The sequence below is a fragment of the Cupriavidus basilensis genome (genome assembly GCF_029335485.1).
Taxonomy (GTDB): Bacteria; Pseudomonadota; Gammaproteobacteria; order Burkholderiales; family Burkholderiaceae; genus Cupriavidus; species Cupriavidus basilensis_E.
The window spans coordinates 1-25,565 of the sequence record NZ_JARJLM010000536.1; the positions used below are offsets into that span (position 1 = coordinate 1).

Sequence of the window (25,565 nt, forward strand, 5' to 3'; positions counted from 1 at the left end):
GGCCAGTACGAAAGGATCGCGCAGCAGCGGTTCGAACTTGAGGTCTGCCTCCTGGGTACCGATAAAGTTCAAGCCAAAATCCGCTTCGCCGCTGGCTACGCTGTGCAGCACGGCATTGGCGCCTTCATCCACGATCTTGACGCGAACATTGGGATATTGCGCATGAAAACGGCCGATCACCGCCGGCAGGAAATAGTGAGCGGCCGACGGCACGCAGGCAACGGTCACTTCGCCACCGTGCGTCACCGCCGGATCTCCGATGCCCAGCAGCGAGGACTCCACTTCCGCCAGCAGGGCGCGGGCCCTGGCGGCAAACTCCCGCCCCACGAGCGTGAGGGTGACCCGGCGCGTGGTGCGCTCGAACAGTCTCACATTGAGCGCCTGTTCGAGCTTTTCGATGCGGCGCGAGAGCGCTGGCTGGGACAGGCTGAGCGCTTCGGCTGCGGCGCGGAAGCCGCCCTGCTCCACAACCGCCACCATGGCCTGCAGGTCACCGAGGTCGAATCTGATTTGTTGCATCGTGCGCGGGCCAAATGGCTGTGAAGACGAGTATCATGGCGGCGCGCCAGGCCCCGGCGGCAAAGCCGGGACCACGGCCCCGCCAGTGCTGGGCATGGCCGCACCACTTTTATTGATGCGCCGCGCCGATCAAAACGGCATTACCAGCCATTCTAGCGCCGCGCCGGGGATGCGCCGGGCGGCCAAGGCTCCGCGTACGCGGGAGGGAGTGCGGAGCGGGCCGCCGCGATATTCTCCAGAACGCCGCACGCCGATCGCAACGCGATAGCCAGGCGCCAGGCACAAATCACCAGACCCGGAGGAAACCGTCAGATGTCGGACACGCTCGCCATGCTGGTCGTCACAGCAGCGCTCAGCGCCATGATGCTGGCCATCGTCTGGTCGCTGCGCCGCTGCGGCCAGCCCGGCGTGACGCTATGGTGGCAAGCCAACCTGATCGCCACGCCGGCGCTGGTGCTGATTGCACTGCGCGGCAAGATCCCCGACGCGCTGTCGATCGTGGTGGCCAACGCAGGCCTGTCGTGGGCGCTTGCCTTGTTCCTGGCCGCCACCCTGCGCTTCTGCGGGCGCGAGCCGAACTGGCGAGCACTGGCCGTCGGCACCCTTGCCACGGTTGCCGGCATCGCGACGTGGCGCTACGTATTCAATGACTTCAATACGCGCGTGGTGATCGCGTCGGCCTTCAACGCAACGCTTTGCGCCCTGGTAGGCATCGCCCTGGTACGCCACCGCCCGCGCGGCCGCCCTTCCAGCCATTACCTGACCACGGCCGGCTTCGCCTTTATCTTTGCCGGCGGCCACGCCTTGCGCGGCTTGCTCTCTGCACTGTCGGTCATGGACGATCCCGCAACCTTGACCGCCCCCGGGCTGAATCTGGCCTTCCTGATAGTCGGTGCCCTGGTCACGCCCGCACTGACCATGGGCGCGGTGCTGATGATCCACGATGCCATGGTGCGCCGGCTGGAAGCCATCGCCAATACCGATTTCCTGACCGGCGCGATGTCCCGCATGGCGTTCGAGGAGGAAGCCGGGCGGGAGCTGGCGCGCGCCGCTCGCGGTGGCCGCCCGCCAGTGCTGCTGATCGTCGATATCGATCATTTCAAGTCGGTCAACGACACTTTCGGCCATGCCGCCGGGGACGCCGTGCTGGCTGAATTCTCCCGGCTGGCAGCGGCCAGCCTGCGCACGCCCGACCGCATCGGCCGCATGGGCGGCGAGGAATTCGTGGTGCTGCTGCCCGGCAGCGCGCAGGGGGAAGCAAGCCACGCGGCCGAGCGCATCCGCGCGCAGGCCCAGGCCAACCGCGTCACCGGCCCCTTCGGCACGGTGCGCTACACCGTCAGCGGCGGCTATGCGGAGTGGCAACCCGGCGAGACCCTGGCTCAACTCACCGCACGCGCCGATACGGCCCTCTATATGGCGAAGCTGTCCGGGCGCAACCGCATGCTGGCCTATACCACGCCGGCCGGCGCCGGCGCGGGAACGCCCGCCGCGGCCGGCGTTCCGTCCGTGCAGCGCTAGCTTCCTGAACCAGGACATCAGGCCTGCGCCGGCGTGGCGCGGTAGGCGCCGGGCCGCAGCCCGGTCCAGCGCCGGAACGCCCGGTGGAAAGCCCCCGGTTCGGCGAAGCCAAGCTCGGCCGCGATTTCCGCCAGCGGGCGGCTGGAATGGCTCAAGGCCTCGATGGCCAGGTCGCGCCGCATTTCGTCCTTCAACTGCTGGTAAGTGCCGCCCTCTTCCATCAGCCGCCGCCGCAACGACGATGGCGACATGTGCACGTCATGCGCCAGCCGGTCGAAGGTTGGCCACTGCTCCGGCGCCTGGGCACGCAACTGGCGGCGCACGCGGGCCATGACGCTGGCGCGGTCGGTGTACTTGACCACCACATTGTGCGGCGCATCACGCAGGAACGCCTTGAGGCTGCGCTCGTCCTGGTGCACCGGCTGGTCCAGCCAGGCCGCGTCGAACACCAGCGCCGTGGCGGGCTGGTCGAACGCGAGGTGGCGCGAATACATCAGGCGGTACTCCGCCGCATAGGGCGGCTCGGGGTAGCTGAAAGCGGCCAGCAGCACGGGCACGCGCCGACGCATCAGCCAGCTCATCAGCCCGTGCAGCATGATCAGCATGGTCTCCTGGGCGAATACGCCGGGCGCGCGGTCCGAGGTCGCGGCCAGTACCAGGGCGGCTCGCCTGCCCCTGCGCGCAGGATCCTCGCTGCCATCCTTTTCCCCTTCGGCCTCGCCCTGGCCGACGCCCTCGCGTTCGAGCCGTACGCCGATATCGTCCAGCAGGAGCCGGAAGTACCGGACCACCCGCTCCAGCCCCTGCGCCAGCGTCCTGCTGCCGGCCACCGCATGGCACAGCATGGCAAAGCTGCCGCATTTCATGCGGCGCGAATCCTGGCCAAAGAATTCATCGTCCAGCGCGGCGGCTACGCCCAGCCATAGGGCGCTGTAGCTGGCGGAGGACACGCGCGCTTGCGGCACCGCCAGCAAGGCCGGCGCAATGCCGGCCGCCTGCAGCACCGGCTCTGGCGCGATACCGCGCGAGCGCAGCCCCGCAATGGCGTGATGCACGAAACAAATGGCGACGCTGTGTTTTTCCATGGACGCAACAAAAGGGGATGGGTTGCCCTGCCGCCAAGCCGACAGTGGCAAACGAGTTCAGCAAGGTTGGCGGATTCTGGCATAGGAGCCGCCCGGCTGTCTTCCTACACTGCTGCCAGGCCCATCCCGGATGGGACCGACGGATACGACAGACACAGCAGGCACGCCTTACCTGCCCCGACCCCGCCTCCACCAGAGCAGCCATGCAACACGAATTCACCGAACAGCAAACCATGATCCGCGACACCGCTCGCGCCTTCGCCAGCGAGCGGCTCGCGCCGAATGCGGCGGCATGGGACCAGGCCAGCCAGCTGCCGGCGGAAGTGGTGGCGGAGATGGGCGCACTCGGCCTGCTCGGCATGATCGTGCCGGAGGAGTGGGGCGGCACCTATACCGACTACATCGCCTACGCGCTGGCCATCGAGGAGATCGCCGCCGGCTGTGCCGCCTGCGCCACGCTGATGAGCGTACACAATTCGGTGGGCTGCGGGCCCATCCTGCACTACGGCACCCAGGCACAGAAAGAACGCTACCTGCCGCGACTGGCCAGCGGCGAGATGATCGGCGCCTTCTGCCTGACCGAGCCGCAAGCCGGCTCGGAGGCCCATAACCTGCGCACCCGTGCCCGTCGCACGGAAGCGGGCTGGGTGCTGTCCGGCAGCAAGCAGTTCGTCACCAACGGCCAGCGAGCCGGCGTGGCCATCGTCTTCGCCTCCACCGAGCCGGAGCAAGGCAAGCGAGGCCTCTCCGCCTTCGTCGTGCCCACCGATACGCCCGGCTTCGTGGTGCACACGCCGGAGCGCAAGCTGGGCATCCGCGCATCCGACACCTGCGCCATCACGCTGGAGGAATGCCATGTGCCGCACGACGCCCTGCTCGGCGAACCCGGCGAGGGCCTGCGCATCGCCCTGTCCAACCTGGAAGGCGGGCGCATCGGCATCGGCGCGCAGGCCCTCGGCATCGCCCGTTCCGCCTTCGAGGCGGCCTGCCGCTACGCTGCCGAGCGTGTGCAGTTCGGCCGCCCGCTGCGCGAGCATCCGCCCATCGCCAATATGCTGGCCGACATGGCCACCGAGCTGAACGCCGCACGCCTGCTGGTGCACCGCGCCGCGCATATGCGCACGGCCGGCCTGCCCTGCCTGTCCGAGGCCTCGCAGGCCAAGCTCTACGCCTCCGAACTGGCCGAGCGCGTGTGCTCCAAGGCGCTGCAGATCCACGGCGGCTACGGCTATCTGGAAGACTATCCGGTCGAGCGTCATTACCGCGACGCGCGCATCACCCAGATCTACGAAGGCACCAGCGAGATCCAGCGCATGCTGATCGCGCGCAGCCTGTGAGCGGCACGGTCCCCCTGGCCGCCCCCAACCATTGCACCACCCAAACCTAGAACCGACGGAGACCTACCCAATGAGTGCCCAGCCCACAACCGCAACCGGCGCCAGCGCCGCCGCGCCCACCGTCAAGCTGCTGATCAACGGCGAATGGGTGGAATCCGCGGCCACCGAGTTCCGCCCGGTGGTCAATCCCGCCACGCAGGAAATCCTGGCGCGCGTACCGCTGGCCACCGCGGCCGAAGTCGATGCGGCCGTGGGCGCGGCCCAGCGTGCCTTCGCCACCTGGCGCCATACGCCGCTCGGCGCGCGCCTGCGCATCATGCTCCGCTACCAGGCGCTGATCCGCGAGCACAGCAAGCGCATCGCCGCCATCCTGACCGCCGAACAAGGCAAGACCCTGGCCGATGCCGAAGGCGATATCTTCCGCGGCCTGGAAGTGGTGGAGCACGCCTGCTCGATCGGCACGCTGCAGCAAGGCGGCTTTGCCGAGAATGTGGCGGCCACCGTCGACACCTACACCCTGCAGCAGCCCATCGGCGTGTGCGCGGGCATTACGCCGTTCAACTTCCCGGCCATGATCCCGCTGTGGATGTTCCCGATGGCAATCGTGTGCGGCAACACCTTCGTGCTCAAGCCTTCGGAACAGGACCCGCTGTCCACCATGGAACTGGTCAGGCTGGCGGTCGAGGCCGGCGTACCGGCGGGCGTGCTGAATGTGGTGCACGGCGCCCGCGAGGTCGTGGACGCCCTGTGCACGCATCCGGACATCAAGGCGGTTTCCTTCGTCGGTTCCACCGCCGTCGGCACCCACGTCTACAACCTGGCCGGCGCGCACGGCAAGCGCGTGCAGTCGATGATGGGCGCCAAGAACCACGCCGTGGTGCTGCCCGATGCGCACCGCGAGCACACCCTCAACGCCCTGGTGGGCGCGGCCTTCGGCGCTGCCGGCCAGCGCTGCATGGCGACCTCCGTGGCGGTGCTGGTAGGGGCGGCGCGCGACTGGCTGCCTGATCTGGTGGCGAAGGCCAGGACGCTCAAGGTCGGCGCGGGCAGCGAGCCCGGCACCGATGTCTGCCCGGTGGTCTCGGTTGCGGCAAAGCAGCGCGTGCTCGGCCTGATCGACGCCGGCGTGCGCGAAGGCGCCACCCTGGCGCTGGATGGGCGCGAGGTGCAGGTGCCCGGCTATCCCGACGGTAATTTCGTCGGGCCGACGGTGTTCGCCGACGTCACGACGGACATGTCCATCTACACCCAGGAAATCTTCGGTCCGGTGCTGGTGGTGATCGGGGTCGACACGCTGGACGAGGCGATCGCCCTGGTCAACCGCAACCCCTTCGGCAACGGCACCGGCGTGTTCACCCAGAGCGGCGCCGCGGCGCGCAAGTTCCAGAGCGAGATCGATGTCGGCCAGGTCGGCATCAATATCCCGATCCCGGTACCGGTGCCCTACTTCAGCTTCACCGGCTCGCGCGGCTCCAAGCTGGGCGATCTCGGGCCCTACGGCAAGCAGGTGGTGCAGTTCTATACGCAGACCAAGACGGTGACGGCACGCTGGTTCGACGACGCCACGGTGAATGATGGCGTGAATACGACGATCAGCCTGCGTTGACGAGCCGCGGGAAGGGCACGGGCTGCATGGAAAATGCCCCTGGCCCGCTCCCCACTCCCGCGCGGCGGGCGTGGGGAGAAACAATCGCAATCCGGAAGTCACCGCGACCTGGTCCGCGTCCGTGACTCTTGATCAAGGAGACAATATGCATATCGCCTTCATCGGCCTCGGCAACATGGGCGCGCCCATGGCCCGCAACCTGCTCAAGGCCGGCCACAGCCTCACCGTATTCGACCTCAACGCCGCCGCGCTCGCCTCCCTGCAGGCCGATGGCGCGGCCGTTGCGCAATCCGCCCGCAAGGCCGTGGCCGAAGCCGACTTCGTGATCACCATGCTGCCGGCTGGCGCCCACGTGCGTGCCGCCTATCTCGATCCGGAAGGCGTGCTCGCCGGCGTGCGCCCGGGCGTGCCGCTGGTGGATTCGAGCACCATCGACCCCGCCACCATCCGCGCGCTGGCCCTGGAGGCCGGCAAGCGCGGCAACCCGATGGCCGATGCCCCCGTCTCCGGCGGCACCGGCGGCGCCCAGGCCGGCACCCTGACCTTCATGGTGGGCGCGGAGCAGGCGCTGTTCGCGCAATTGCAGCCGGTGCTGGCCGGCATGGGCCGCAATGTGGTGCGCTGCGGCGATACCGGCACCGGCCAGGTGGCCAAGATCTGCAACAACCTGATCCTCGGCATCTCGATGATCGGCGTCTCGGAAGCGATGGCGCTCGGCGTGAAGCTGGGCATCGACGCTGGCGTGCTCGCCGGCATCGTCAATACCTCCACCGGCCGCTGCTGGGCCGCCGACACCTGCAACCCCTATCCCGGCGTGATCGAGACCGCGCCCGCCTCGCGCGGCTACAGCGGCGGCTTTGGCGCGGACCTGATGCTCAAGGACCTGGGCCTGGCCGCGGACGCCGCCCGCAGCGTGCGGCAGCCGCTCCTCCTGGGCGCCCTGGCGCAGCAGATCTACCAGGCGATGAGCCAGGCCGGCGACGGCCAGCTGGACTTCTCGGGCGTGATCCGCCAGTACCTCTCGCAACAGGAGCGGGCAGCATGATCGACCACGCGATCGACGGGCATATCGCCCGCCTCACCCTGAAGCGCCCGCCCGCCAACGCCTTCAACGCCGAAGGCCTGGAACAGCTGCGCCAGCTGGTGGCCACGCTGAATGCCGATGCACGCGTGCGGGCCATCGTCATCACCGGAGACGGCAGCCGCTTCTTCAGCGCCGGCGCCGACCTGAACGGCTTTGCCGACGGCGACCGCGCCCATGCGCGCGTGATGGCGCAGCGCTTCGGCGCCGCCTTCGAAGCGCTGCAGAATGCGCGCCCGCTGGTGATCGCCGCCATCAACGGCTATGCCATGGGCGGCGGCCTGGAATGCGCGCTGGCCTGCGACGTGCGCATTGCCGAGGAACAGGCGCAGATGGCGCTGCCCGAGGCAGGTGTCGGCCTGTTGCCGTGCGGCTGCGGCACCCAGACCTTGCCCTGGCTGGTGGGCGAAGGCTGGGCCAAGCGCATGATCCTGTGCAATGAAAAGGTGGATGCCGCGACCGCGCTGCGCATCGGCCTGGTGGAAGAAGTCGTGCCTGCTGGCCATGCGCTCGACGCGGCGCTGCGCCTGGCCGGGCGCGCCTGCAACGTGAGTCCGCGCGCGGCCGCTTTCAGCAAGCAACTGGTGCACCTGGCGCGCCAGGGCGTGGCGCGCGGACCGGCGCTGGCGCTGGAGCGCGAGCGCTTTGTCGACCTGTTCGACGGCGAGGACCAGCGCGAAGGCGTGAACGCCTTCCTGCAAAAACGCGCGCCGCAATGGCGCAACGCCTAGGAGCACGCCATGCCCCCGAACCCCAACGACGCCAGCCAGCAAGCGCATGCCGCCGAACCCGAGGTCCGCTTCCAGGAAATCAACGGCGTCGGCGTGATCACGCTCAACCGGCCGCGCCAGCTGAACGCCCTGTCCTACCCGATGATCGGCGCACTCGATGCGCAGCTTGCGGCCTGGGCCGGGCGCACCGACATCGTCGCGGTGCTGCTGCGCGGCGCGGGCAGCAAGGCCTTCTGCGCCGGTGGCGATATCCGCGCGCTATACGACAGCTTCCACGCCGGCACGCCCCTGCATCGGCAATTCTTCGTTGACGAATACCAATTGGACTACCGCTTGCATCGGTATTCCAAGCCGCTGGTGGCGCTGATGGACGGCATCGTCATGGGCGGCGGCATGGGGCTGGCACAGGCCGCGCATCTGCGCGTGGTCACCGAGCGCTCGCGCGTAGCCATGCCCGAAACCGGCATCGGGCTGGTGCCGGATGTGGGCGCAAGCCATTTCCTGTCCAGGCTGCAGTTGCCGCTGGCGCTTTATGTCGGGCTGACCGGCGTGACGTTGGGCGCGGCGGATACGCTGCTGTGCGGGCTGGCCGATATCGCCATCCACAGCACGGCCCTGGAGGCACTGGAACAGACGCTGGCCGGCATTTCGTGGCGCGGCGATACGCTGGCAAACCTGCGCGGCGCCCTCGGCGCGGCCGCGGCTGCCACCGCTACCCTGCCGAGCGCGGCGGAGGCACCGATGCTGGAAGTCTTGCCGGCCTTGCTGCGGCATTTCCGGCCCGAGGCCAGCCTGGCGGACCTGATCGCCAGCTTGTCCACCGAAGCGGATCCGCGCTACGCGGAGTGGGCCGCGCGCACGCTGGCAACGCTGCGCAGCCGCTCGCCCCTGATGGCCGCCGTCACCCGTGAACTGCTGCTGCGCGGCCGGCGCCTGGACCTGGCCGACTGCTTCCGCATGGAGCTTGGGGTGGTATCGAATGCCTTCACGCGGGGCGACTTCATCGAAGGGGTGCGCGCGCTGATCGTGGACAAGGACAACGCGCCGCGCTGGCGTATCGCGAACCCCGAGGAAGTGAGCGATGCCATGGTGCAATCGTTTTTCGAAAGCCCATGGCCACCTGGCAGCCACCCCCTGGCTGCGGCGCTGAGCTGACGCGCCCCATGCCATGCCTGGGGCGCGTGCTTCAGAGCGGCATCACTCGCGCGCCTTGGGCGCGTGCGGATGCTGCTCGTCCACCGGCACCTTGACCAGCCCGTCGGCGCGGAACATCGCCTTGATGCCGCGCACCGCCTGGCGGATACGCGCTTCGTTCTCGATCAGCGCGAAGCGCACGTACTCGTCGCCGTAGTCGCCAAAGCCGATGCCGGGCGAGACGCAGACCTTGGCCTTGGCCAGCAGCTGCTTGGAGAACTCCAGCGAGCCGAGGGCGCGATACGGCTCGGGAATGCGGGCCCAGATGTACATCGAAGCCTTGGGGATCTCCACCGGCCAGCCCGACTCGATCAGCCCGCGCGCCAGCACGTCGCGGCGCGTCTGGTAATGCGCGGCGATCTCCTTGACGCATTGCTGGTCGCCTTCCAGCGCGGCGATGGCGGCCACCTGCAGCGGCGTGAAGGTACCGTAGTCGTGATAGCTCTTCATGCGCGTGAGCGCCGCCACCAGGTCCGGGTTGCCCACCATGAAGCCGATGCGCCAGCCCGCCATGTTGTAGCTCTTGGACAGCGTGAAGAACTCCACGGCGATATCCTTGGCGCCTTCCACCTGCATGATCGACGGCGCCTTCCAGCCGTCGAACACGATGTCGGCATAGGCCAGGTCGTGCACCACGAAGATATCGTGCTTGCGCGCCAGTGCGATCACACGCTCGAAGAAATCCAGCTCCACGCATTGCGCGGTGGGATTCGACGGGAAGCCCAGCACGATCATCTTCGGCTTGGGATAGCTGCCGCGGATGGCGCGCTCCAGCTCGGCGAAGAAGTCCACCCCCGGCACCAGCGGCACCGAGCGGATATCGGCGCCGGCAATCACCGCGCCGTAGATGTGGATCGGATAGCTGGGATCCGGCACCAGCACGGTGTCGCCGCGATCCAGCGTGGCGAGCATCAGGTGGGCCAGCCCTTCCTTGGAACCGATGGTGACGATGGCCTCGGTGTCCGGGTCGATCTCGACGTCGTAGCGCTCGCGATACCAGTGCGAGATCGCGCGGCGCAGGCGCGGGATGCCTTTGGAGGCGGAGTAGCCGTGGGTGTCGGGCCGCTGCGCGGCTTCCGTGAGCTTGGCAACGATATGCGGCGGCGTGGCCCCGTCGGGGTTGCCCATGCTCATGTCGATGATGTCTTCGCCACGGCGGCGCGCCGCCATTTTCAGCTCGGCGGTGATATTGAAGACGTAGGGGGGAAGACGATCGATACGCGCGAAGCGGCGCTTGCCTGCGGAGGCGGACATGGGTTTTCCTTTAACGTAAGCGCCCGGAACCGTCCGAGCGACGCTGCCGGCCGTTGGTGCGGCCGACGGAAAAGATATTAGCGGCGAATGCGGCCCACGTCTACGGGTTTTGCTGCGTCGCCGGCGGATCCCCTAGGACGATGGGCACGATGCACCGGCCACGCGGATCAGTTCGTCGACCTCGCCCTCGTTCCACACGCGCACACCGGCCTGCGTCAACAGCGCAGCCGCCACGCCCTGACCGGACCGCAGGCCGCCACTGAACGTCCCATCGTAGTGCTCGCGGTTGCCGCAGGACGGGCTGTACGCCTTGAGCAAGGCGTGCCGGCATTGCCGCTGGCGCGCGATCGCCAGCGCGTCGCGGGCACCTTCGACAAACGCCTCGGTGACGTCGGCTCCGGTCGCCTCGCGTACCAGTGCGACACCCGCCAGCACCTGTGCGCCGCTGCCCCCCAGGATCTCCGCGGGCGGACGTGGCGTCGGCAAGCCACCGAGCGATTCAGGGCACACCGGGATCAGTTCGAAGTGCCGCGCCAGCGCGGCCAGCGTGCCGGCCGGCTGCGCCTTGCCCTGGCCGTCGTAGCGCACCGGGTGGCCGAGCAGGCAGGCGCTCACGAGAAGCGCCGGACGAGGGGAGGAGGTTTCTGGCATGGCAGCGTTGGCATCGTGGCCCGGTCATGGCACCCGGCCGCGGCAATGTCAGTGGAAGCGGCTGGCGAAGCGCTCCGGCCTCGGCATCCAGTTGCCGGTGATATCGGCCGAGGCGATGATGCCCACCGCCCTGCCGATCAGCAACGCGCGTGGCACCAAGCCGAAATAGCGCGAATCCGCGCTGTTGTCGCGATTGTCGCCCAGCATCAGGTACTGGCCGGCGGGAATCCGCAGCGGCCCGAAACTGTCTCGCGCCGCCACGCCCGACAGCCATTGCACGCGATGCGGCGGCAACGGCCCGCTCTCCATGCTGCGCGTGGCGTCCACCGGACCAACCGGGTCCAGGGGTTCGCGCACGGATTCCAGCAGCTCGTAGGCAGCGGCCTCGCCGTTGATGAACAGGCGTTCATGGCGCATTTCCACGACGTCGCCCGGCACTGCCACCAGCCGCTTGATCAGCCGGGTACCGTCGGCGGGCGAATCGAATGTCACGATATCGCCGCGCCTGGGTTCGCCAAGCCGGGCCAGGATGACGTTGCTCAGCGGCAGCTTGAGATCGTAGGCCAGCCGGTTCACCAGCACGACATCGCCTTCGATCAGCGTGGGACGCATCGAACCCGAGGGGATCGGATTCCAGTCGGCCACGGCAGTGCGAAACAAGCCGAACAGCAGCAGGAAAATCAGGAAACCGCGATTGTGGCGCAGCCAGTTTTTCATGGTCGATCCCAGGGCGGCCATCTGGGCCGCGGAAACATGATGATACCCAGAAGCCAGGCGGTCGGCACCCGGCGGCCATCCCGCATGGCGCACGCTCAGGCGCGGGCGCGGGTCACACGCCAGCGCCCTCGCCCACCTTGCTGACCACCGTGTCGCCGGGAGCGAGCAGGCGGCCATCCTCCGCGCGCACCTCGAGCAGCCTGACCGGCTTGCCGGCCTTGCTGTCCACCAGCACCGAATGCGACTCACCGGGGGCGAAGAAAAACGCCTCCCCCCATTGCCGCAATCCCACCACCACCGGAAACAGCGCGTTCCCCTTGGGCGTCAGCACATATTCCTGGTAAGCGCTGCCGTCCGATGCCGGCACCTGTTCCAGGATGCCGTGCGCCACCAGCGTGCGCAGACGGTCGGCCAGGATATTCTTGGCCAGGCCAAGACTGCGCTGGAATTCGCCGAAGCGCCGCAAGCCATCGAAGGCGTCGCGCACGATCAACAGCGACCACCAGTCGCCGATCGCATCGAGCGAGCGGGCCACGGGGCATGCCGCGCCTTCCAGGCTGGTTCGGCGAACCATATTGCAACTCCGGTTGCGCGCCGCCCGCGTGGCGCCGCGGGATGCGGCGCGCTGCATCGGCGCCGGTACCGGCGCCTGCGGCGAGGCGGTCGCATTGTAAAACCAGTCGTCCGCCGCCACAACCTCGGACTGCCGCGCTCGCCCTCAGTCTTCGAGCGTCTCGTGCACGGCGGCGGCGCCGGCCTTCCAGTAGCTGGCGGCCCGAATGCGCCCCTTCTCGATGCCGCGCTCGCCCACCAGGTACTGGCGCACCGCGCGCATCGCTGCCGCTTCGCCGGCCGCCCAGACATAGCCCTCCCCGCGCGGCAGCGTCAGCTCGCGCAGGGCCTGCTCGAGCAGGGCGCCAGCGCTGGTCCCCGCCGGCGCGCCGTCGCGATGCTGCCAGCGGACCTGCACCTCGGCGTGGCTGGGCAGCGGGATTTCCGCTGCGGCATTGTCCACCGCCAGCACCACCAGTGCGCTCACGCCGGCCGGCAGCTCCTCGAGGCGGCGGCCGATCGCCGGCAAGGCGGTTTCATCGCCAACCAGCAGGTGCCAGTCGAAGCCATCGGGAATCACGAACGACCCGCGCGGACCGCCCACGCCGAGATGCTGGCCGGGCGCGGCCTGTGCGGCCCAGGTGGAGGCAGGGCCATCGCCATGCAGCACGAACTCGATATCGAGTTCGCCGGCGGCGGGGTCATAGCGGCGCGGCGTGTAATCGCGCGCAGCGGGCTTGGGTACGCCCTCGGGGAACACCGGTCCGTTGGGGCCGAGTTCGGGCAGCGCCGGCTTGTCCTGCCCGGGCGCCGGGAAGAATACCTTGACGTGGTCGTCGAAGGACGCGGACACGAAGTCCTTCAGATCGTCGCCGGCCAGCGTGACGCGCAGCAACTGCGGCGACACAGCCTGGGTGCGCACCACCTGCAGCAGGCGCATCTTGAGGGGGTGGCGAACGCGTTGCACGGTAAGGTCGCGAGTATGCATGGATTGACTTGATTCCTTGATGATTTGGTTTCTGCTTCTGTCCTGCCGGTGCCTGGCCGCATTGCGCGGCAGGCACCTGGTTAGCGTGCGGCGGGCGCGGCTGGCTCGGCGCTCGGCGCGGCCTCGATCTCCGCAGTCGCCCGCGTGAGGATGGCGGCAATGCGCCGCTGCTCGGCAGCAGAGGCATCGGTACGCATCAGCAAGGCACGCTTGAGCGCCATGCGGGCCTCGACGAACTCCGGCAGCCAGCCGCCCTGCGCGTCGCCCTCGTCGGCAGGCGTGCCACCCTCGGCCCCGCGCCCTGACAGCGCGCGGCGCACCCAGTCCATCTTGCGCGCCACATGCGTGATCTTGTTGAGCATCAGCGCGAGCCGCTCGCGGTTGGCCTCCAGGTGCGCCCGGCCCGGCTCGGCCAATTGGTAGCGCTTCTTGTTGCCCTCGGTGTCCACGGTGGCGTAGCCGAGTTCCTCAAGGAAGGTCAGTGCCGGATAGATCATGCCCGGGCTGGGCTTGTAGAAGCCGTTGGTGCGGGTTTCGAGGGCCTTGATCAACTCGTAGCCATGGCTGGGCTTTTCCTCCAGCAGGTACAGCAGCATCAGCTGGAGGTCGTCCGAGCTGAACTTGCGCCCGCGGCGCCAGCTATCGCCGTCGTCGTCGAAACCATCGCCCCCGCCGAAGAATCCGCCGGGACCGCCGCCGTGCCGGTGACGGCCAATGGCATGGCGCGCCAGGCGCGAAGCCGTGTCGGGGGATAAATGAGAAGACAGATGGGCAAGCATGTGATGACCTAACCTGCCCACAAGAGGATGGTGACGCATGGCCGTAGCTCCTTACATATCTAAAAACATATCTTAAGATATATATCGTACGTAAGAATGTCAAGGCGATATTTGTGGAACCGGCATGCCTTCCCTGCACCACCAACCTCCCCGGGAACCTCTTCCAAGCCGTCGAATTCATTGGGGGGCAATTTCAAGGCATGGTTCCGGGAATAGTGACCCGAAGGCGCCGCTGCCGGGCTGCAAGCCGGTGCCGTCCTGCGCGCCGGTGACTCTCCCGCAAAAAGAAAAAGCCCCCGGCCGGGGAGGTCAGGGGCTGAATAGAGAAGGCGGGTCGCGCACCGCCCAAGAGAAATGATAGCCAGCACAATGCGGTGCGCAATCCCCCGATCAGGTGACAGCCGCCAGGCCTGCCTGCCGCGCTCAGGAACTGGATGCCGGCACGCTGACGGTGACGGAAACCGCCTCGCGATAGACGATCCTGGCGAGACGGCCCGTCTTGATCCTGTCCAGGTTGATATTGGGATCCCTGACATTCACCGTGCGCAGCGTCTCCCGCGGGGTGCGGAAGGTCACGGTGCGATTCCTGGCATCCACCTTGGTGATCTGCGCCGTGACCGTAGTCGTGATCTCCCGGACAAAGCCGGGCTTGGCACCCTCGCCTGCCCGCGCGGTCCGCTCCACCGTCTCCATCAGCGGCGCGTCCTTGCTGTCGAGCGGCTCCAGCGTGGTTACCGCCACCGCCCGCCGGGCGAGTGACACCACATCCCCTTTGTTGATCCGCCTGAAGTTCCTGGCTTCCGCACCGCCGATCAACTCGACGACGTTGCCGCGCGGGCCTTCCACCAGCACCGCCTTCGAATCCGGATCGATGGCAATCACACGCCCCGAAACCACCGATTCCTCGGCCATCCCAACCCCGACGGGCGGAGCAGCCTGGCTCGGCGGCGCAAAGAACACGGCCGCGCCAAGGCTGAGCGCATACAGGGCACGGGAGAACGGGCGGCGGTCTGGCATTTGTGTCCTGGCAAGTGAAGCAAGTGAAGGCAAGCGATTCGTCATTGAAGCCGTTCGAAGACAGTGCAGGCAGACGCGGGCGAGTCAACGCAAACAGACTGCATGGGGTCCGATGTGGGTGCAACATAGCGCGTATCCAAGCCCCCCGGGACGCCGGTCGAAAGATTTCACATCACCCGCCGGAGGATGTGAATCCAGGGGTGGCCGGACGCGGATTGCCCAGGGTCACTGCCAAGCGCTGGATACCGCCATCGAGCCGTTGCGATCAAACAGCTTCCCTGGAAGCATCGCCGCCAAAGCGCGCTTCCAGCATCCGCCTCGCCCCCGCAAGGATGCCCCGCGCAACCTCGTCGCTGGCCACCGTGCGCGCCAGCACCAGCGCCCCCACACACTGGGAGATCAGTCCCCAGGCCTCTGCCCCGCTGTCAAGCCGCGCGGCGATATCCCGCTGTATCGCGACCATCCCCTCTTCGCATGCCCGCCGGGTATCCAGATCGGCGCGGGCGATCTCCGCCGCCAGGCTGGGCAACGGGCAGCCGGTCTCCGGGTGGCGCACATGCCCCATGGTCAGGTATCGGTCCAGCATATTCGCCAGCCACGCCCCGTCCTCCTCTCCGTCGGCCAGCAGCAATTCCCGGCTGCGCTCCAGTTCTCGCCCGATCACCTCGCGCAGCAGTGCCTGCTTGGATTCGAAATGGCTGTAGAAGGCGCCGCCGGTCATCCCGGCCGCGCTCATCAACTGGTCCACGCCAGTCGTGGCAAAGCCCTCGCGCTTGACCAGTGCGCCGCCGGCCTCCAGCACCCGCTGGCGGGTCGCAGCCTTGTGACTTGCGGAATAACGCATTGCTTTTCCTGGAATTGGTATCGGACGGATGTGGCTTGACGCAGCCCGCATCCATACCATAACGTTCGTTTATTAAACGATCGTTCAGCTTACGCCGGATACGCGCTTGCGGGAAGCGGGCGGTACCGGCAGATACGGGCAAATACAGGCAGGAACGCAAGAAACCCGTCCGGCGCCTTGCCGCGCGGATAATCCAAGACTGGAGACAAGCTATGTCGAACAAGAAAGCCATTCTCGTGGTGGGTGCCGGCGACGCAACCGGTGGGGCCATCGCGCGCCGCTTCGCACGCGAAGGCTATATCGCCTGCGTGACGCGGCGCCATGCCGATAAGCTGGCGCCGCTGGTGGAGCAGATCCGTGCCGAGGGCGGCGAGGCATATGGCTTTGCTTGCGACGCGCGCAAGGAAGAGGACACCGTGGCGCTGATCGAGCGCATCGAGCGCGAGATAGCGCCGCTGGAGGTGGCTATCTTCAATATCGGCGCCAATGTGCGGTTCTCCGTCCTGGAAACGACTTCCCGGGTCTATTTCAAAGTGTGGGAGATGGCCTGCTTCGGCGGCTTCCTGATGGGACGCGAAGCCGCCCGCGCGATGCTGCCGCGCGGACATGGCTCCATCTTCTTCACCGGCGCCACCGCCAGCCTGCGGGGGCGCGACGGCATGAGCGCCTTTGCCGGCGCCAAACACGCGCTACGCGCCCTGGCCCAGAGCATGGCACGCGAGCTTGGGCCGAAGAACATCCATGTGGCGCACCTGGTCGTGGACGCTGCCATCGACACCGATTTCATCCGCGAGAATTTCCCCGACCGCTACGCCACCAAGCAGGACGATGGCATCGTCAACCCCGAACACATCGCCGACACCTATTGGATGCTGCATCAGCAGCCGCGCGACGCGTGGACGCACGAACTCGACATCCGGCCGTGGATCGAACCGTGGTAAGCCCCGGGGCCGGGCGGCACCGGCACAGCCACCGACGCAACGACTGACACAACGACCCACGCCAGCAAAGCCAAAACACGATAACGAGCGGAGACGACGACATGACCCGGCAAGTAGAGTTTTATTTCGACTTCGGCAGCCCCTATTCCTACCTGGCCTACAAGGAACTGCCGCGCGTGGCGCAGCGCACCGGCGCGCAGATCGCATGGCGGCCGATCCTGCTGGGCGGCATCTTCAAGGCCACCGGCAACCACAGCCCCGCGGAGATTCCCGCCAAGGGCCGCTGGTCCAGGACCGATACCGCGCGCTGGTCGCGCCGCTATGGCGCAAACCTGCAGCAGAATCCATACTTCCCGATCAACACGCTGGCGCTGATGCGCGCCGCGACGGGTTTCCAGCTGCGGGACGAGGCGGCATTCCACCGCTACGTGGACGCGATATTCGCCGCCATGTGGGAGCAGCAGCGCAACCTGAACGATCCGGCCGAGATTGCCGCCGTGCTGGCGGCCGCAGGCTTCGATCCGCGCGAGGTGCTATCGATGATCGAAGACCCCGCAGTCAAGGAAGCCTTGAAGCAGGCCACCGAAGCGGCCGTGGCGCGCGGGGTGTTCGGCGCGCCGAGCTTCTTTGTTGGCGACGAGTTGTTCTGGGGCAACGATCGCCTGTTGTTCGTCGAGGAAGCGCTGGCAGGGTAGCGGGCGCCTCGCAGGAATGCAGCTGCCGTCAGGTCGTCGAGCCAGCGCGGCAGGATGGCCGAGTCCGCCTCGACGATCTTCCGCTTGCCCGGATTGCACGCTGGAGAAGGCACGCACGGGCACAGGTAGAATCCAGTCCCCGGGGAGGCCTCCGCACGATGCCGGCATTCCCGGCGCCCTGTTCCCTGCACCTATCCGGAAAGCCATGACGCAAAGTCCACCGGCCTCGTCCGCCTACGAGATCCTCTTCGCCTTCACCGGCAAGGCTGGCACCGTGCTTGAATTCAAGCGCCTCGGGCTACCCGCCGATGCGCCACGCGCGTGCAGATACCAATGGTTGTGGGTAGGGGCCGGCCATCGCCCCTGGCAAGCGCTGCCACTGCAATTTGTCTCGATGAGCCAGGGGCTCCGCCAGGAGCGCGTGTTTGCAGAAGCCACGCTGCGCTTCGACGAGCGGGAGGCAGAATTGACGCTGCGGGCGGGAGCCACGCTGCACTTGCAGGCATGCCTGCCGGACGCCGTACCGCCCGGCGTGGAGGCGCTGGTGGCGCGTTGCGCGGCACTGGTTGCGTGACGGCGGCAAAACCGATGCGAACTGCAGCGGGCGCGCACCGCCTGTGCCGGCCTCTCCGCCCAGCCGCCTCACTCGCCAAGAAATTCCGCCAGCAATTCCATGCCCTCCACATGGTCCGCCACCACCTTGGCGATCACTGCGATGGGAATCGCCAGCAGCACGCCCCAGGCACCCCATAGCCAGGTAAAGAGCAGCAGCATCACGAACACCGCTACTGCGTTCATCTTTGCCATGCGCCCTGTCATCCAGGTCGTGAGCAGCGAGCCGACCAGGGTGGCGATCAGCAGCGAGCCACCCGCCGCCAGCGCCGCCAGGCCGAAGCCACCGGACTGCATGAAGGCGGCCAGCCCGATACATCCCGCGATCAGGACCGCGCCAAAGTACGGCACCAGATGCAGGGCCGCGGCGGCAAGGGCCAGGGTACCGGCGTTGTCCAGTTGCAGCCACTTCAGCAGGATCCACGTCAGCAACCCCACCATGGCATTGGTGACCAGCAGCATCACCATATAGCGCTGGATCTGCCGGTTGATCTCGTCGAGCATATGCACGCTGATCTTCTTCTGTGTCAGTGTGGTGCCGGCCATCTTGACGAACTTCCGCTTGAACATGTCACCGGACACCAGCATGAAGAAGGCCAGGAACAGGACGACGGCGGCCTGGGCGGCCATCGCGAAGATCCCGAGCGAGCCTGCCAGCAGCATGTTGTTGACCGGGTCGCCCGCGCGCTCCACGACGATTTGCGAGCCGCGTGCATGTGGCGCCTGCGCGGTGCCGCCGAGCACTGTGGCCGCCCGCCGGATCTTTTGGAGCATGGAATCGTTGCCGCTGAGCAAGGCACTGACGGAGCGCGACAGCTTGGCGGCCACTTCCGGCAGCCGGTCGACCAGGGCGGCAATCTGGTCCTGCAGCAGATACGCGCAGCAGACCACGCCGGCCAGCAATGCCAGCAGCACCAGCGAGGCGCCGATCGCGCGCGGCACCCGGCGGCGCGACAGCACCGTGACCATGGGATCGAGCATGTAGGCAATGATCACCGCCAGCACCACGGGAATGACAAAGGCGCTGGCAAGGTGCAGCGTGTAGAGCGAGGCGAGCACTGCGAGGACGGTGAGCGCCCGCCCGCCGCGCCCGTCGGACACGATCACGGGCGTGGGCGCCGGGGCCTGGATTGCCGGCGCTGCGGCGGCCCGCTCTTCGCCGGCCTCCGGGGCACCGGCGCTCCCGCTCGCCGGATCGCCGCGCCCGCTGCCGGCGATGCCATCAGGTGGAGCGGACGGAGCGGAAGGTTGCCCCGCTGCGCCAGGAAAGGTGTTTGCATCTGCCATTGGGGGGCCGCTACCGGGCATGAACGAGGGACGAAGGCATCGGGGATTCCGGGATGCATGCAAGCGCAAGGCGTGAACGATCGTGCCAAAGCGCAGTGCGGCTGACCGAAGGAACCATGGCGCGCAAACGCGCCGCGCAATGCGTCATTCAAGCATAGCCCCGCCGGCCGGCATTACTGTCGGAGAATGCCGCCTGCCCATGTAGGACAAGCACATCTTGTTCCTCGGCAAGCAATACGTCGCCTGGCCAGGAACGGTGCAGCGGCGTAGAAGCGGAGACAAAGCGGCGCACAGCGCGCATGACAGCCGCCATCATCGCGGAGTTCGAGCGCGGCTGCCATCCGGCACCGCCGCCGGCCCGGGTGGCATCCAGCCATGCCCCCTAGAGCAATGGCCCCAGCAGTTTCGGCAGCGAGGCCGCCAGCAAGGCCACGCCGGAGGCTGTCAGCAGGCTCAGCACGATCCTGCGGAAGGCGATTTCGCTGATGCCGATGTACAGGCGCGCGCCCAGGATGCTCGGCACCAGCATGGCTGGGCCCACCACCATGAACATGGGCAGCATAGCGCGCGTGACGATGCCGCTGCCCACGTAGGTTGCCATGGTCACCGCCAGCGTGGCGAGGTTGAAGTTCTGGATGATGGCGCGCTGCTCGTCCTTGGGCAGTCCGCGCAACGTGCACCAGAGCGTCGGGATAACGCCTGAGAAGCCTCCGATACCCCCCATGATGCCGCCGGCCGCGCCGATCACGCCGTCTGCCAGCCGGCCGCCGGCCCTGATCTGCGGCAGTTGCTTCGACAACAGCATCAGTGGGCACCAGATCACAAGCAAGGCGCCCAGGCAGGCTTTGAACAGTCCCGCGTTCAGGCTTGGCAGGATGGCCACGCCGATGGGAATGCCGGCAAGCCCGCCCGCCAGGAAAGGCAGCAACTGCCGTGGCGAGAAACTGCGCCGTACCGTTACGGCCGCCACCAGTTGCCCGGTCAGCGAGCCGAACACCGCCATCGCCGCGGCCAGGCGCGGCTCGATGGTCCAGACCCAGAACGACATCGCCACCATGCCGAAGGCAAATCCGGACAAGCCCTGCACGAAGCCGGCCACGACGGCGCCCAGCGCCACGATCAGAACGGGAAAATCCATCGGAGACTCGAATCCCTGCCGTGGACGCACCACCGGATGACGAAGGCGCCCCACGGAAAAACCGCAAACTATGCCGCGAATCGGGCGCTTTGTCATCCTCCCGCCGGTCTCGGCAGCGCCGCCCGGCCGCCACGCGCCTGGATATGGAGCACCCTGGCCCGGGCCGCGTCGAAGCGGGCGCCCTCCGCCGCCAGCCAGTCTTCCACCATGGCGATGTGCGGCGTCTGCCCATGCGCCGAGACAAAGAAGTAGGACGCCTGCGAGCGTGCGTGGACGCCGAACAGGTCCACCAGCCGTCCGGCTTCGATATCCTCCAGCACCAGCGCGGAACGTCCCATGGCGATGCCTTGCCCGGCCAGCGCGGAACCCACGGCCAACTGGGACAGGTTGAAGCGCTGGCCAGAGTCCAGATCGTCCATCTCCACGCCCGCCACCTGCAGCCAGCACTGCCATTCCGCGAAGGCTTGCGCGCCGTCCCACGGACTGATGTCGTGCAGCAACCATGCGCCCTTCAGGTCTTGCGGCGAGCGCAGGCCGGGATGGGCGGCAAGGAAAGCCGGACTGGCCACCGGCAGCAGCCATTCGTCCAGGAACAGCCGTGCCTTGAGGTCGTCATAGCCGCCCAGGTCGAAACGCACCGCGGCATCGATGCCGTCGCGCACCATACGGGTGCGGTCGAGCGCGTGGAATTCGCCATATACCCGCAAACCCACCTCCGGGTGATCGCGAAAAAAGTCGCCCAGGCGCGGGGTCAGCCAGCGCATGGCGAACGACGGCGCACAACTCAGCGCAATCGGCCCGGACTCGCGCGGCTTGCGCAGCTGGGTCAGCGTGCCCTCGATGGCCTGGAAGGATTCCCGCAGCACAAAGCGCAAGCGTTCGCCCTCCGGGGTCAGCATCAGCGCGCGCGGAGTACGCAGGAACAGTGGCCGGTCGAGCCATTGCTCCAGCTGCTTGACCTGCTGGCTGACCGCGCCCTGCGTGACGCAAAGCTCGGCCGCGGCGTGGGTGAAGTTGCAGTGGCGCGCGGAGGCCTCGAAACAGCGCAGCCAGCTTAGTACGGAAGACGATAACAAGGTGCTCATTGACATTGGTACGTTAGCCGGCCTGGATTCCGGCACCTGGAATACCATTAGTTAAACTAATGCCTCGCTAAGTATAAATCGATTGCCTGAGGGCACGCCCGGCCCAACAATGCAGTCACCCCGGAACACGCGACAGCCAATCTATCCCGATGAATCAGCCTACCACCATCGACAATCCGCAAGAAAATCCGTCTGCATATGCGGATCTGCGCGCAGGAACCCCCTTGCTATGGTGCAATCCGGCCCGTACGGACATCCCGGCCACGGTCCAGGCAGCGGGCGAACTGCACATTAGTCTAGCTGATGTCGAAGCAGCCCAGGCGAGATTCCGGCGCTTTGCCCCGCTGCTGCCCGCACTGTTCCCGGAGCTGGCGGAGACGGCCGGCGTCATCGAATCTCCCCTGCTTGCCGCGCCCGCCATGCAGGAAGGCCTTGGGCTCGCACCGGTACAGGGCCGCCTCTGGGTGAAGGCCGACCATAGCCTGCCGGTGGCCGGCTCGATCAAGGCGCGTGGCGGCATCCACGAGGTGCTGGAATTTGCCGAGTCCCTGGCGCTGCGGCACGGCCTGATCGGGCCCGCAAGCGACGGCCCGGAAGACTACCTGGCACTGGCGCGGCCTGCAGCGCGGGAACTGTTCGAGCGCTACCAGGTGGCGGTGGGTTCCACCGGCAACCTCGGCCTGAGCATTGGCGTGATGGCCTCGGCGCTGGGCTTTCGCGCCGCCGTGCATATGTCGTCGGACGCCAAGGAATGGAAAAAGGCGCGCCTGCGCAACCGCGGCGTGGAGGTGGTGGAACACGCCGGCGACTACGAGGAAGCCGTCGCCGCCGGCCGCCGCCAGGCGCAGCAGGACGAGTTCACCTACTTTGTCGACGACGAGCGCTCGCTGTCGCTGCTGCTGGGCTACAGCGCGGCGGCACTGCACCTGCGCGAACAGTTGGCGGCGCAGGACATCCGTGTCGACGCCACCCATCCATTGTTCGTCTACCTGCCGTGCGGCGTGGGCGGCGCGCCGGCCGGCATCGCGTTCGGCTTGCGCCAGCTGTTCGGGCCGCATGTCCACTGCTTCTTCGCGGAACCGACCCAGTCGCCCTGCTTCCTGGTGCAGATGATGGCGGACAGTGGCAATCCCTCGGTCTACGACGTTGGCCTGAGCAACCGCACCGAGGCCGACGGCCTGGCCGTGCCACGCGCCTCCGAACTGGCGGCGGCGGTCATGCGCCCGCTGCTGTCCGGCGTCTTTACCGTGGCGGACGACACGCTCTTCGCCCATCTCGCGCTGGCATGGCGCATGCAGGGGCTGCGCATCGAACCATCGGCCGCCGCCGGTTTCAGCGGGCCGCGCATGCTGTGCGAGAGCGCCGCCGGGCGCGGCTACCTGGCCCGGCACCAGTTGCAGGCCGTCATGCCGCAGGCTACCCACCTGGTCTGGACCACGGGCGGATTATTCGTGCCGCAGGCTGAGTACCAGGGGTTCCTGGACAAGGCCGCCACGCTTGGCGCCTGATCCGCACGGCCAGTCTCATCGATCAACCATCGCACGCCAGCCGGCCCTCCGGCGGCCTCTGCCAAGCAGGAGAGTCAGCATGAAATCCGTCCACACCTTCAAGCTCGCGTGCCTGGCCGCCTGTTGCCTGGCGGTGCCTGCCGGCAGTGCGCTGGCCCAGGCCTATCCTACCCACCCGCTCCAGATGGTGATCCCCTTCCCGCCCGGCGGCGCCACCGATGTGATCGGCAGGCTGCTGGCCAAGAAGCTCGGCGACCGCCTGGGGCAGACCGTGGTCATCGACAACCGGCCGGGTGCCGGCACCATCGTCGGCGCCGGCCTGGTCGCCAAGGCCGCGCCGGATGGCTACACGCTGCTGGTCAGTTCCGGAACCACCTTCACGGTCAATCCGGCCATCCATCCCAGGCTGCCCTACGATCCGCTCAAGAGCTTCGAGCCGATCGGGCTGACCGGGCGTACCGGCCTGATCCTGCTGGCCAACCGCGACGTACCGGTCAACAACCTCAAGCAACTCGCGGCGACGCTCAAGGCCGCGCCCGGCAAGTACTCCTACGGCTCCTTCGGCACCGGCACCACCGCCCAGTTCGCCGGCGAAATGCTGCTCAACGATCTCGGCGTCAAGATGCTGCATGTGCCCTATCGCGGCAGCTCGCCGGCCATGACCGACCTGATCGGCGGCCAGATCCCGTTCTCGGTGGACACGGTCGCGGCCGCTGTACCGCAGCTCCGAGCCGGCAAGATCAAGGCCATCGCGGTGACCACCGCCAAGCGCTCGACGCTGCTGCCCGACGTGCCCACCGTGGCGGAGAGCGGCTTCCCGGCTACCGACATGGATACCTGGCTGGCGGTGGTGGCGCCGCGCGGCCTGGCGCCCGAGGTCAAGGCCCGGCTGGAGAAGGCCCTCGCCGAAACCATGGCCGACCCGGACACCCGCAAGAAGCTGCTGGACAACGGTTTCGAGCCGGCCTACGGCAGCGGGGCCGAGGTGACGGCGCTGATCACCAGGGAGCTGCCGCGCATGCGCGCCATCGCGCAGCGCGCCAATATCCAGGCCGACTGACCGGCGCCTGAAGGCTCGGAGGCGGCGCGGTTTGACAGTGCCGCCCTCCGCCCACATCATCGCAGGCACGGCCGCCCCCGAGGCGGCGCCATGCCATCCGGAACGAACCGAGACCCCCCGACACATGACGCTCCCCGATTCCGCCACACCAGGCTTGAGGCTCGCGCCGCCCGCCGTTGCCGGCCAGCCCGCGGCCACCATCGATACCCCCTCGCTGGTGCTCGACCTGGACGTCTTTGAACGCAACCTGGCGCAGATGCAGCAGGCCGCGGACAAAGCCGGCGTACACCTGCGCCCGCACGCCAAGGCGCACAAGTGCCCGGCAATCGCGCTGGCGCAGATCGCGCGCGGCGCGGTCGGCATCTGCTGCCAGAAGGTGAGCGAGGCGCTGCCCTTCGTGCAGGCAGGGGTTACCGACATCCACATCAGCAACGAGATCGCCGGAACGGCCAAGGCCGCGCTGCTGGCCGGCATGGCGCGGCACGCCCGGCTCAGCGTCTGCGTCGACGACGCGCGGCAGATCGGCGCGCTCGCCGAAGCCGCCGGGCACGCCGGCAGCACCATCGGCGTGTTCGTGGAAATCGACGTCGGCCAGGGGCGCTGCGGCGTGGCCGATGCGCCTGCCGCGCTGCGCCTGGTACAGGCCATCGGCGCACACGCGCGGCTGGAATTCCGCGGCCTGCAGGCCTATCACGGCGGCATCCAGCATGTGCGCGACTACGCCTCGCGCAGGCAGGCAGCCGCCGACGCGGCGGCGCGCACGGCAGCCGTGGTTGCCGAACTGGCCGAGGCCGGCGTGGCCTGCCCGACGGTCACCGGCGGGGGCAGCGGCAGCGTCGAGTTCGACCTGGCGAGCGGCGTCTATACCGAGATCCAGCCCGGCTCCTATATCTTCATGGACGCCGACTACGGCCGCAACGACTACAGCGGCGCACTGCGCTTCGAACACAGCCTGTTTATCGCCAGCACCGTGATGAGCGTGGCGGCGGCGACGCGGCCCGCGCCACGCGTCGTGCTGGACGCCGGACTCAAGTCGATGGCGGTGGATTCCGGCCTGCCGCTGGTGTGGGGCGCGGCAGGCCCGGACCAGGCGTTGGCCTACGTGGCCGCCAACGACGAGCACGGCATCGTCGAGCCACTCACCAGGGCCGGTGCCAGTGCCGCCAGCCTGCCCGCCTTGGGCACCCAGGTGTTGCTGGTTCCGGGCCACTGCGACCCCACGCTCAACCTGTACGACGAAATCGTGGGCGTGCGCGGCCAGACCGTGGCATGCCTGTGGCCGGTGGCGGCGCGCGGGCTGAGCCGCTAGCCCTTCGCCACCACGCGTCGGGCCGCGCCAATGCACAGCCAATGCAACCAATGC

25 protein-coding genes are annotated in these 25,565 nt (G+C 67.8%); 12 read left to right on the top strand and 13 right to left on the bottom strand.

Going from position 1 to position 25,565, the window contains the following annotated elements; translation table 11 throughout:
• The coding region (locus tag P3W85_RS33330) for a LysR family transcriptional regulator (RefSeq protein WP_276267896.1) at positions 1 to 519 on the bottom strand (519 nt) is incomplete at its 3' end.
• Between the two features lie 312 nt (positions 520 to 831).
• On the opposite strand from P3W85_RS33330, the gene P3W85_RS33335 reads away from it, so the two are divergent.
• A complete protein-coding gene (locus P3W85_RS33335; protein ID WP_276267897.1) occupies positions 832 to 2,040 on the top strand; it encodes a GGDEF domain-containing protein in 1,209 nt (402 codons plus the stop codon).
• Positions 2,041 to 2,057: 17 nt separating this feature from the next.
• Here the strand turns inward: P3W85_RS33335 and P3W85_RS33340 are convergent, their stop codons facing one another.
• The gene (locus P3W85_RS33340; protein WP_017229521.1) at positions 2,058 to 3,125 is read right to left on the bottom strand and encodes an AraC family transcriptional regulator; all 1,068 of its coding nucleotides are present in this window, start codon (positions 3,123 to 3,125) and stop codon (positions 2,058 to 2,060) included.
• Between the two features lie 203 nt (positions 3,126 to 3,328).
• Here P3W85_RS33340 and P3W85_RS33345 point away from each other — a divergent pair, with 203 nt between their 5' ends.
• The 5 genes from P3W85_RS33345 (at position 3,329) to P3W85_RS33365 (ending at position 9,035) form a co-directional block, all read left to right on the top strand.
• Positions 3,329 to 4,462, top strand: a complete 1,134-nt coding sequence (locus P3W85_RS33345) for an acyl-CoA dehydrogenase family protein (RefSeq protein WP_017229520.1) — start codon at positions 3,329 to 3,331, stop codon at positions 4,460 to 4,462.
• Positions 4,463 to 4,532: 70 nt separating this feature from the next.
• Positions 4,533 to 6,068: a CoA-acylating methylmalonate-semialdehyde dehydrogenase gene (locus P3W85_RS33350; RefSeq protein ID WP_017229519.1), complete on the top strand. Its 1,536-nt coding sequence runs from the start codon at positions 4,533 to 4,535 to the stop codon at positions 6,066 to 6,068.
• A gap of 145 nt (positions 6,069 to 6,213) precedes the next feature.
• Positions 6,214 to 7,113, top strand: a complete 900-nt coding sequence (gene mmsB, locus P3W85_RS33355) for a 3-hydroxyisobutyrate dehydrogenase (RefSeq protein WP_276267898.1) — start codon at positions 6,214 to 6,216, stop codon at positions 7,111 to 7,113.
• Positions 7,110 to 7,880 (top strand): enoyl-CoA hydratase, encoded by a 771-nt coding sequence (locus P3W85_RS33360; protein WP_017229517.1) that lies wholly within the window; start codon positions 7,110 to 7,112, stop codon positions 7,878 to 7,880. Before mmsB ends, P3W85_RS33360 begins: the two co-directional genes overlap by 4 nt.
• A gap of 9 nt (positions 7,881 to 7,889) precedes the next feature.
• On the top strand, positions 7,890 to 9,035 hold the full coding sequence (locus tag P3W85_RS33365) for an enoyl-CoA hydratase/isomerase family protein (RefSeq protein ID WP_276267899.1): 1,146 nt from the start codon (positions 7,890 to 7,892) through the stop codon (positions 9,033 to 9,035).
• Positions 9,036 to 9,077: 42 nt separating this feature from the next.
• Here P3W85_RS33365 and alaC read toward each other — a convergent pair whose 3' ends face one another.
• The 8 genes from alaC to P3W85_RS33405 all read right to left on the bottom strand — a co-directional run bounded on the left by alaC (position 9,078) and on the right by P3W85_RS33405 (position 15,876).
• On the bottom strand, positions 9,078 to 10,328 hold the full coding sequence (alaC, locus tag P3W85_RS33370) for an alanine transaminase (RefSeq protein WP_017229515.1): 1,251 nt from the start codon (positions 10,326 to 10,328) through the stop codon (positions 9,078 to 9,080).
• A 132-nt stretch (positions 10,329 to 10,460) separates the two neighbouring features.
• Positions 10,461 to 10,979, bottom strand: coding sequence for a DUF523 domain-containing protein (locus P3W85_RS33375; protein ID WP_035815431.1), 519 nt, complete (start codon positions 10,977 to 10,979; stop codon positions 10,461 to 10,463).
• Between the two features lie 48 nt (positions 10,980 to 11,027).
• Positions 11,028 to 11,696 (bottom strand): signal peptidase I, encoded by a 669-nt coding sequence (gene lepB, locus P3W85_RS33380; RefSeq protein WP_276267900.1) that lies wholly within the window; start codon positions 11,694 to 11,696, stop codon positions 11,028 to 11,030.
• Positions 11,697 to 11,808: 112 nt separating this feature from the next.
• Positions 11,809 to 12,270 (bottom strand): winged helix-turn-helix transcriptional regulator, encoded by a 462-nt coding sequence (locus tag P3W85_RS33385; RefSeq protein WP_276267901.1) that lies wholly within the window; start codon positions 12,268 to 12,270, stop codon positions 11,809 to 11,811.
• A 144-nt stretch (positions 12,271 to 12,414) separates the two neighbouring features.
• Complete coding sequence (locus tag P3W85_RS33390) at positions 12,415 to 13,236, bottom strand: siderophore-interacting protein (protein WP_276267902.1); 822 nt, start codon at positions 13,234 to 13,236, stop codon at positions 12,415 to 12,417.
• 80 nt (positions 13,237 to 13,316) lie between these two features.
• The gene (locus P3W85_RS33395) at positions 13,317 to 14,054 is read right to left on the bottom strand and encodes a PadR family transcriptional regulator (RefSeq protein WP_430869670.1); all 738 of its coding nucleotides are present in this window, start codon (positions 14,052 to 14,054) and stop codon (positions 13,317 to 13,319) included.
• Between the two features lie 384 nt (positions 14,055 to 14,438).
• A complete protein-coding gene (locus tag P3W85_RS33400) occupies positions 14,439 to 15,032 on the bottom strand; it encodes a hypothetical protein (RefSeq protein ID WP_276267904.1) in 594 nt (197 codons plus the stop codon).
• 265 nt (positions 15,033 to 15,297) lie between these two features.
• Positions 15,298 to 15,876, bottom strand: a complete 579-nt coding sequence (locus tag P3W85_RS33405) for a TetR/AcrR family transcriptional regulator (RefSeq protein WP_276267905.1) — start codon at positions 15,874 to 15,876, stop codon at positions 15,298 to 15,300.
• A 212-nt stretch (positions 15,877 to 16,088) separates the two neighbouring features.
• Between P3W85_RS33405 and P3W85_RS33410 the strand changes: the two genes are divergently transcribed.
• From P3W85_RS33410 to P3W85_RS33420, 3 genes are all read left to right on the top strand, one after another.
• Complete coding sequence (locus P3W85_RS33410) at positions 16,089 to 16,817, top strand: SDR family oxidoreductase (RefSeq protein ID WP_017226258.1); 729 nt, start codon at positions 16,089 to 16,091, stop codon at positions 16,815 to 16,817.
• 101 nt (positions 16,818 to 16,918) lie between these two features.
• Entirely contained in the window at positions 16,919 to 17,512 is a 594-nt protein-coding gene (locus tag P3W85_RS33415) for a 2-hydroxychromene-2-carboxylate isomerase (protein WP_017226257.1), read from the top strand.
• Positions 17,513 to 17,717: 205 nt separating this feature from the next.
• Complete coding sequence (locus tag P3W85_RS33420; protein ID WP_017226256.1) at positions 17,718 to 18,086, top strand: hypothetical protein; 369 nt, start codon at positions 17,718 to 17,720, stop codon at positions 18,084 to 18,086.
• Positions 18,087 to 18,154: 68 nt separating this feature from the next.
• On the opposite strand, the gene P3W85_RS33425 is transcribed toward P3W85_RS33420, so the two are convergent.
• From P3W85_RS33425 to P3W85_RS33435, 3 genes are all read right to left on the bottom strand, one after another.
• Complete coding sequence (locus tag P3W85_RS33425; protein WP_276267906.1) at positions 18,155 to 19,411, bottom strand: AI-2E family transporter; 1,257 nt, start codon at positions 19,409 to 19,411, stop codon at positions 18,155 to 18,157.
• Between the two features lie 382 nt (positions 19,412 to 19,793).
• Positions 19,794 to 20,549 carry a sulfite exporter TauE/SafE family protein gene (locus P3W85_RS33430; RefSeq protein WP_017227666.1) on the bottom strand — a complete coding sequence of 252 codons (756 nt, stop codon included), beginning with the start codon at positions 20,547 to 20,549 and terminating at the stop codon, positions 19,794 to 19,796.
• A 92-nt stretch (positions 20,550 to 20,641) separates the two neighbouring features.
• On the bottom strand, positions 20,642 to 21,634 hold the full coding sequence (locus tag P3W85_RS33435; RefSeq protein WP_017227665.1) for a LysR family transcriptional regulator: 993 nt from the start codon (positions 21,632 to 21,634) through the stop codon (positions 20,642 to 20,644).
• A 149-nt stretch (positions 21,635 to 21,783) separates the two neighbouring features.
• Between P3W85_RS33435 and P3W85_RS33440 the strand changes: the two genes are divergently transcribed.
• From P3W85_RS33440 to P3W85_RS33450, 3 genes are all read left to right on the top strand, one after another.
• The gene (locus tag P3W85_RS33440) at positions 21,784 to 23,142 is read left to right on the top strand and encodes a D-serine ammonia-lyase (protein WP_276267907.1); all 1,359 of its coding nucleotides are present in this window, start codon (positions 21,784 to 21,786) and stop codon (positions 23,140 to 23,142) included.
• A 79-nt stretch (positions 23,143 to 23,221) separates the two neighbouring features.
• A complete protein-coding gene (locus P3W85_RS33445; protein ID WP_017227663.1) occupies positions 23,222 to 24,202 on the top strand; it encodes a Bug family tripartite tricarboxylate transporter substrate binding protein in 981 nt (326 codons plus the stop codon).
• Between the two features lie 124 nt (positions 24,203 to 24,326).
• Complete coding sequence (locus P3W85_RS33450; protein ID WP_276267908.1) at positions 24,327 to 25,511, top strand: DSD1 family PLP-dependent enzyme; 1,185 nt, start codon at positions 24,327 to 24,329, stop codon at positions 25,509 to 25,511.
• The last annotated feature ends 54 nt before the right edge of the window (positions 25,512 to 25,565 follow it).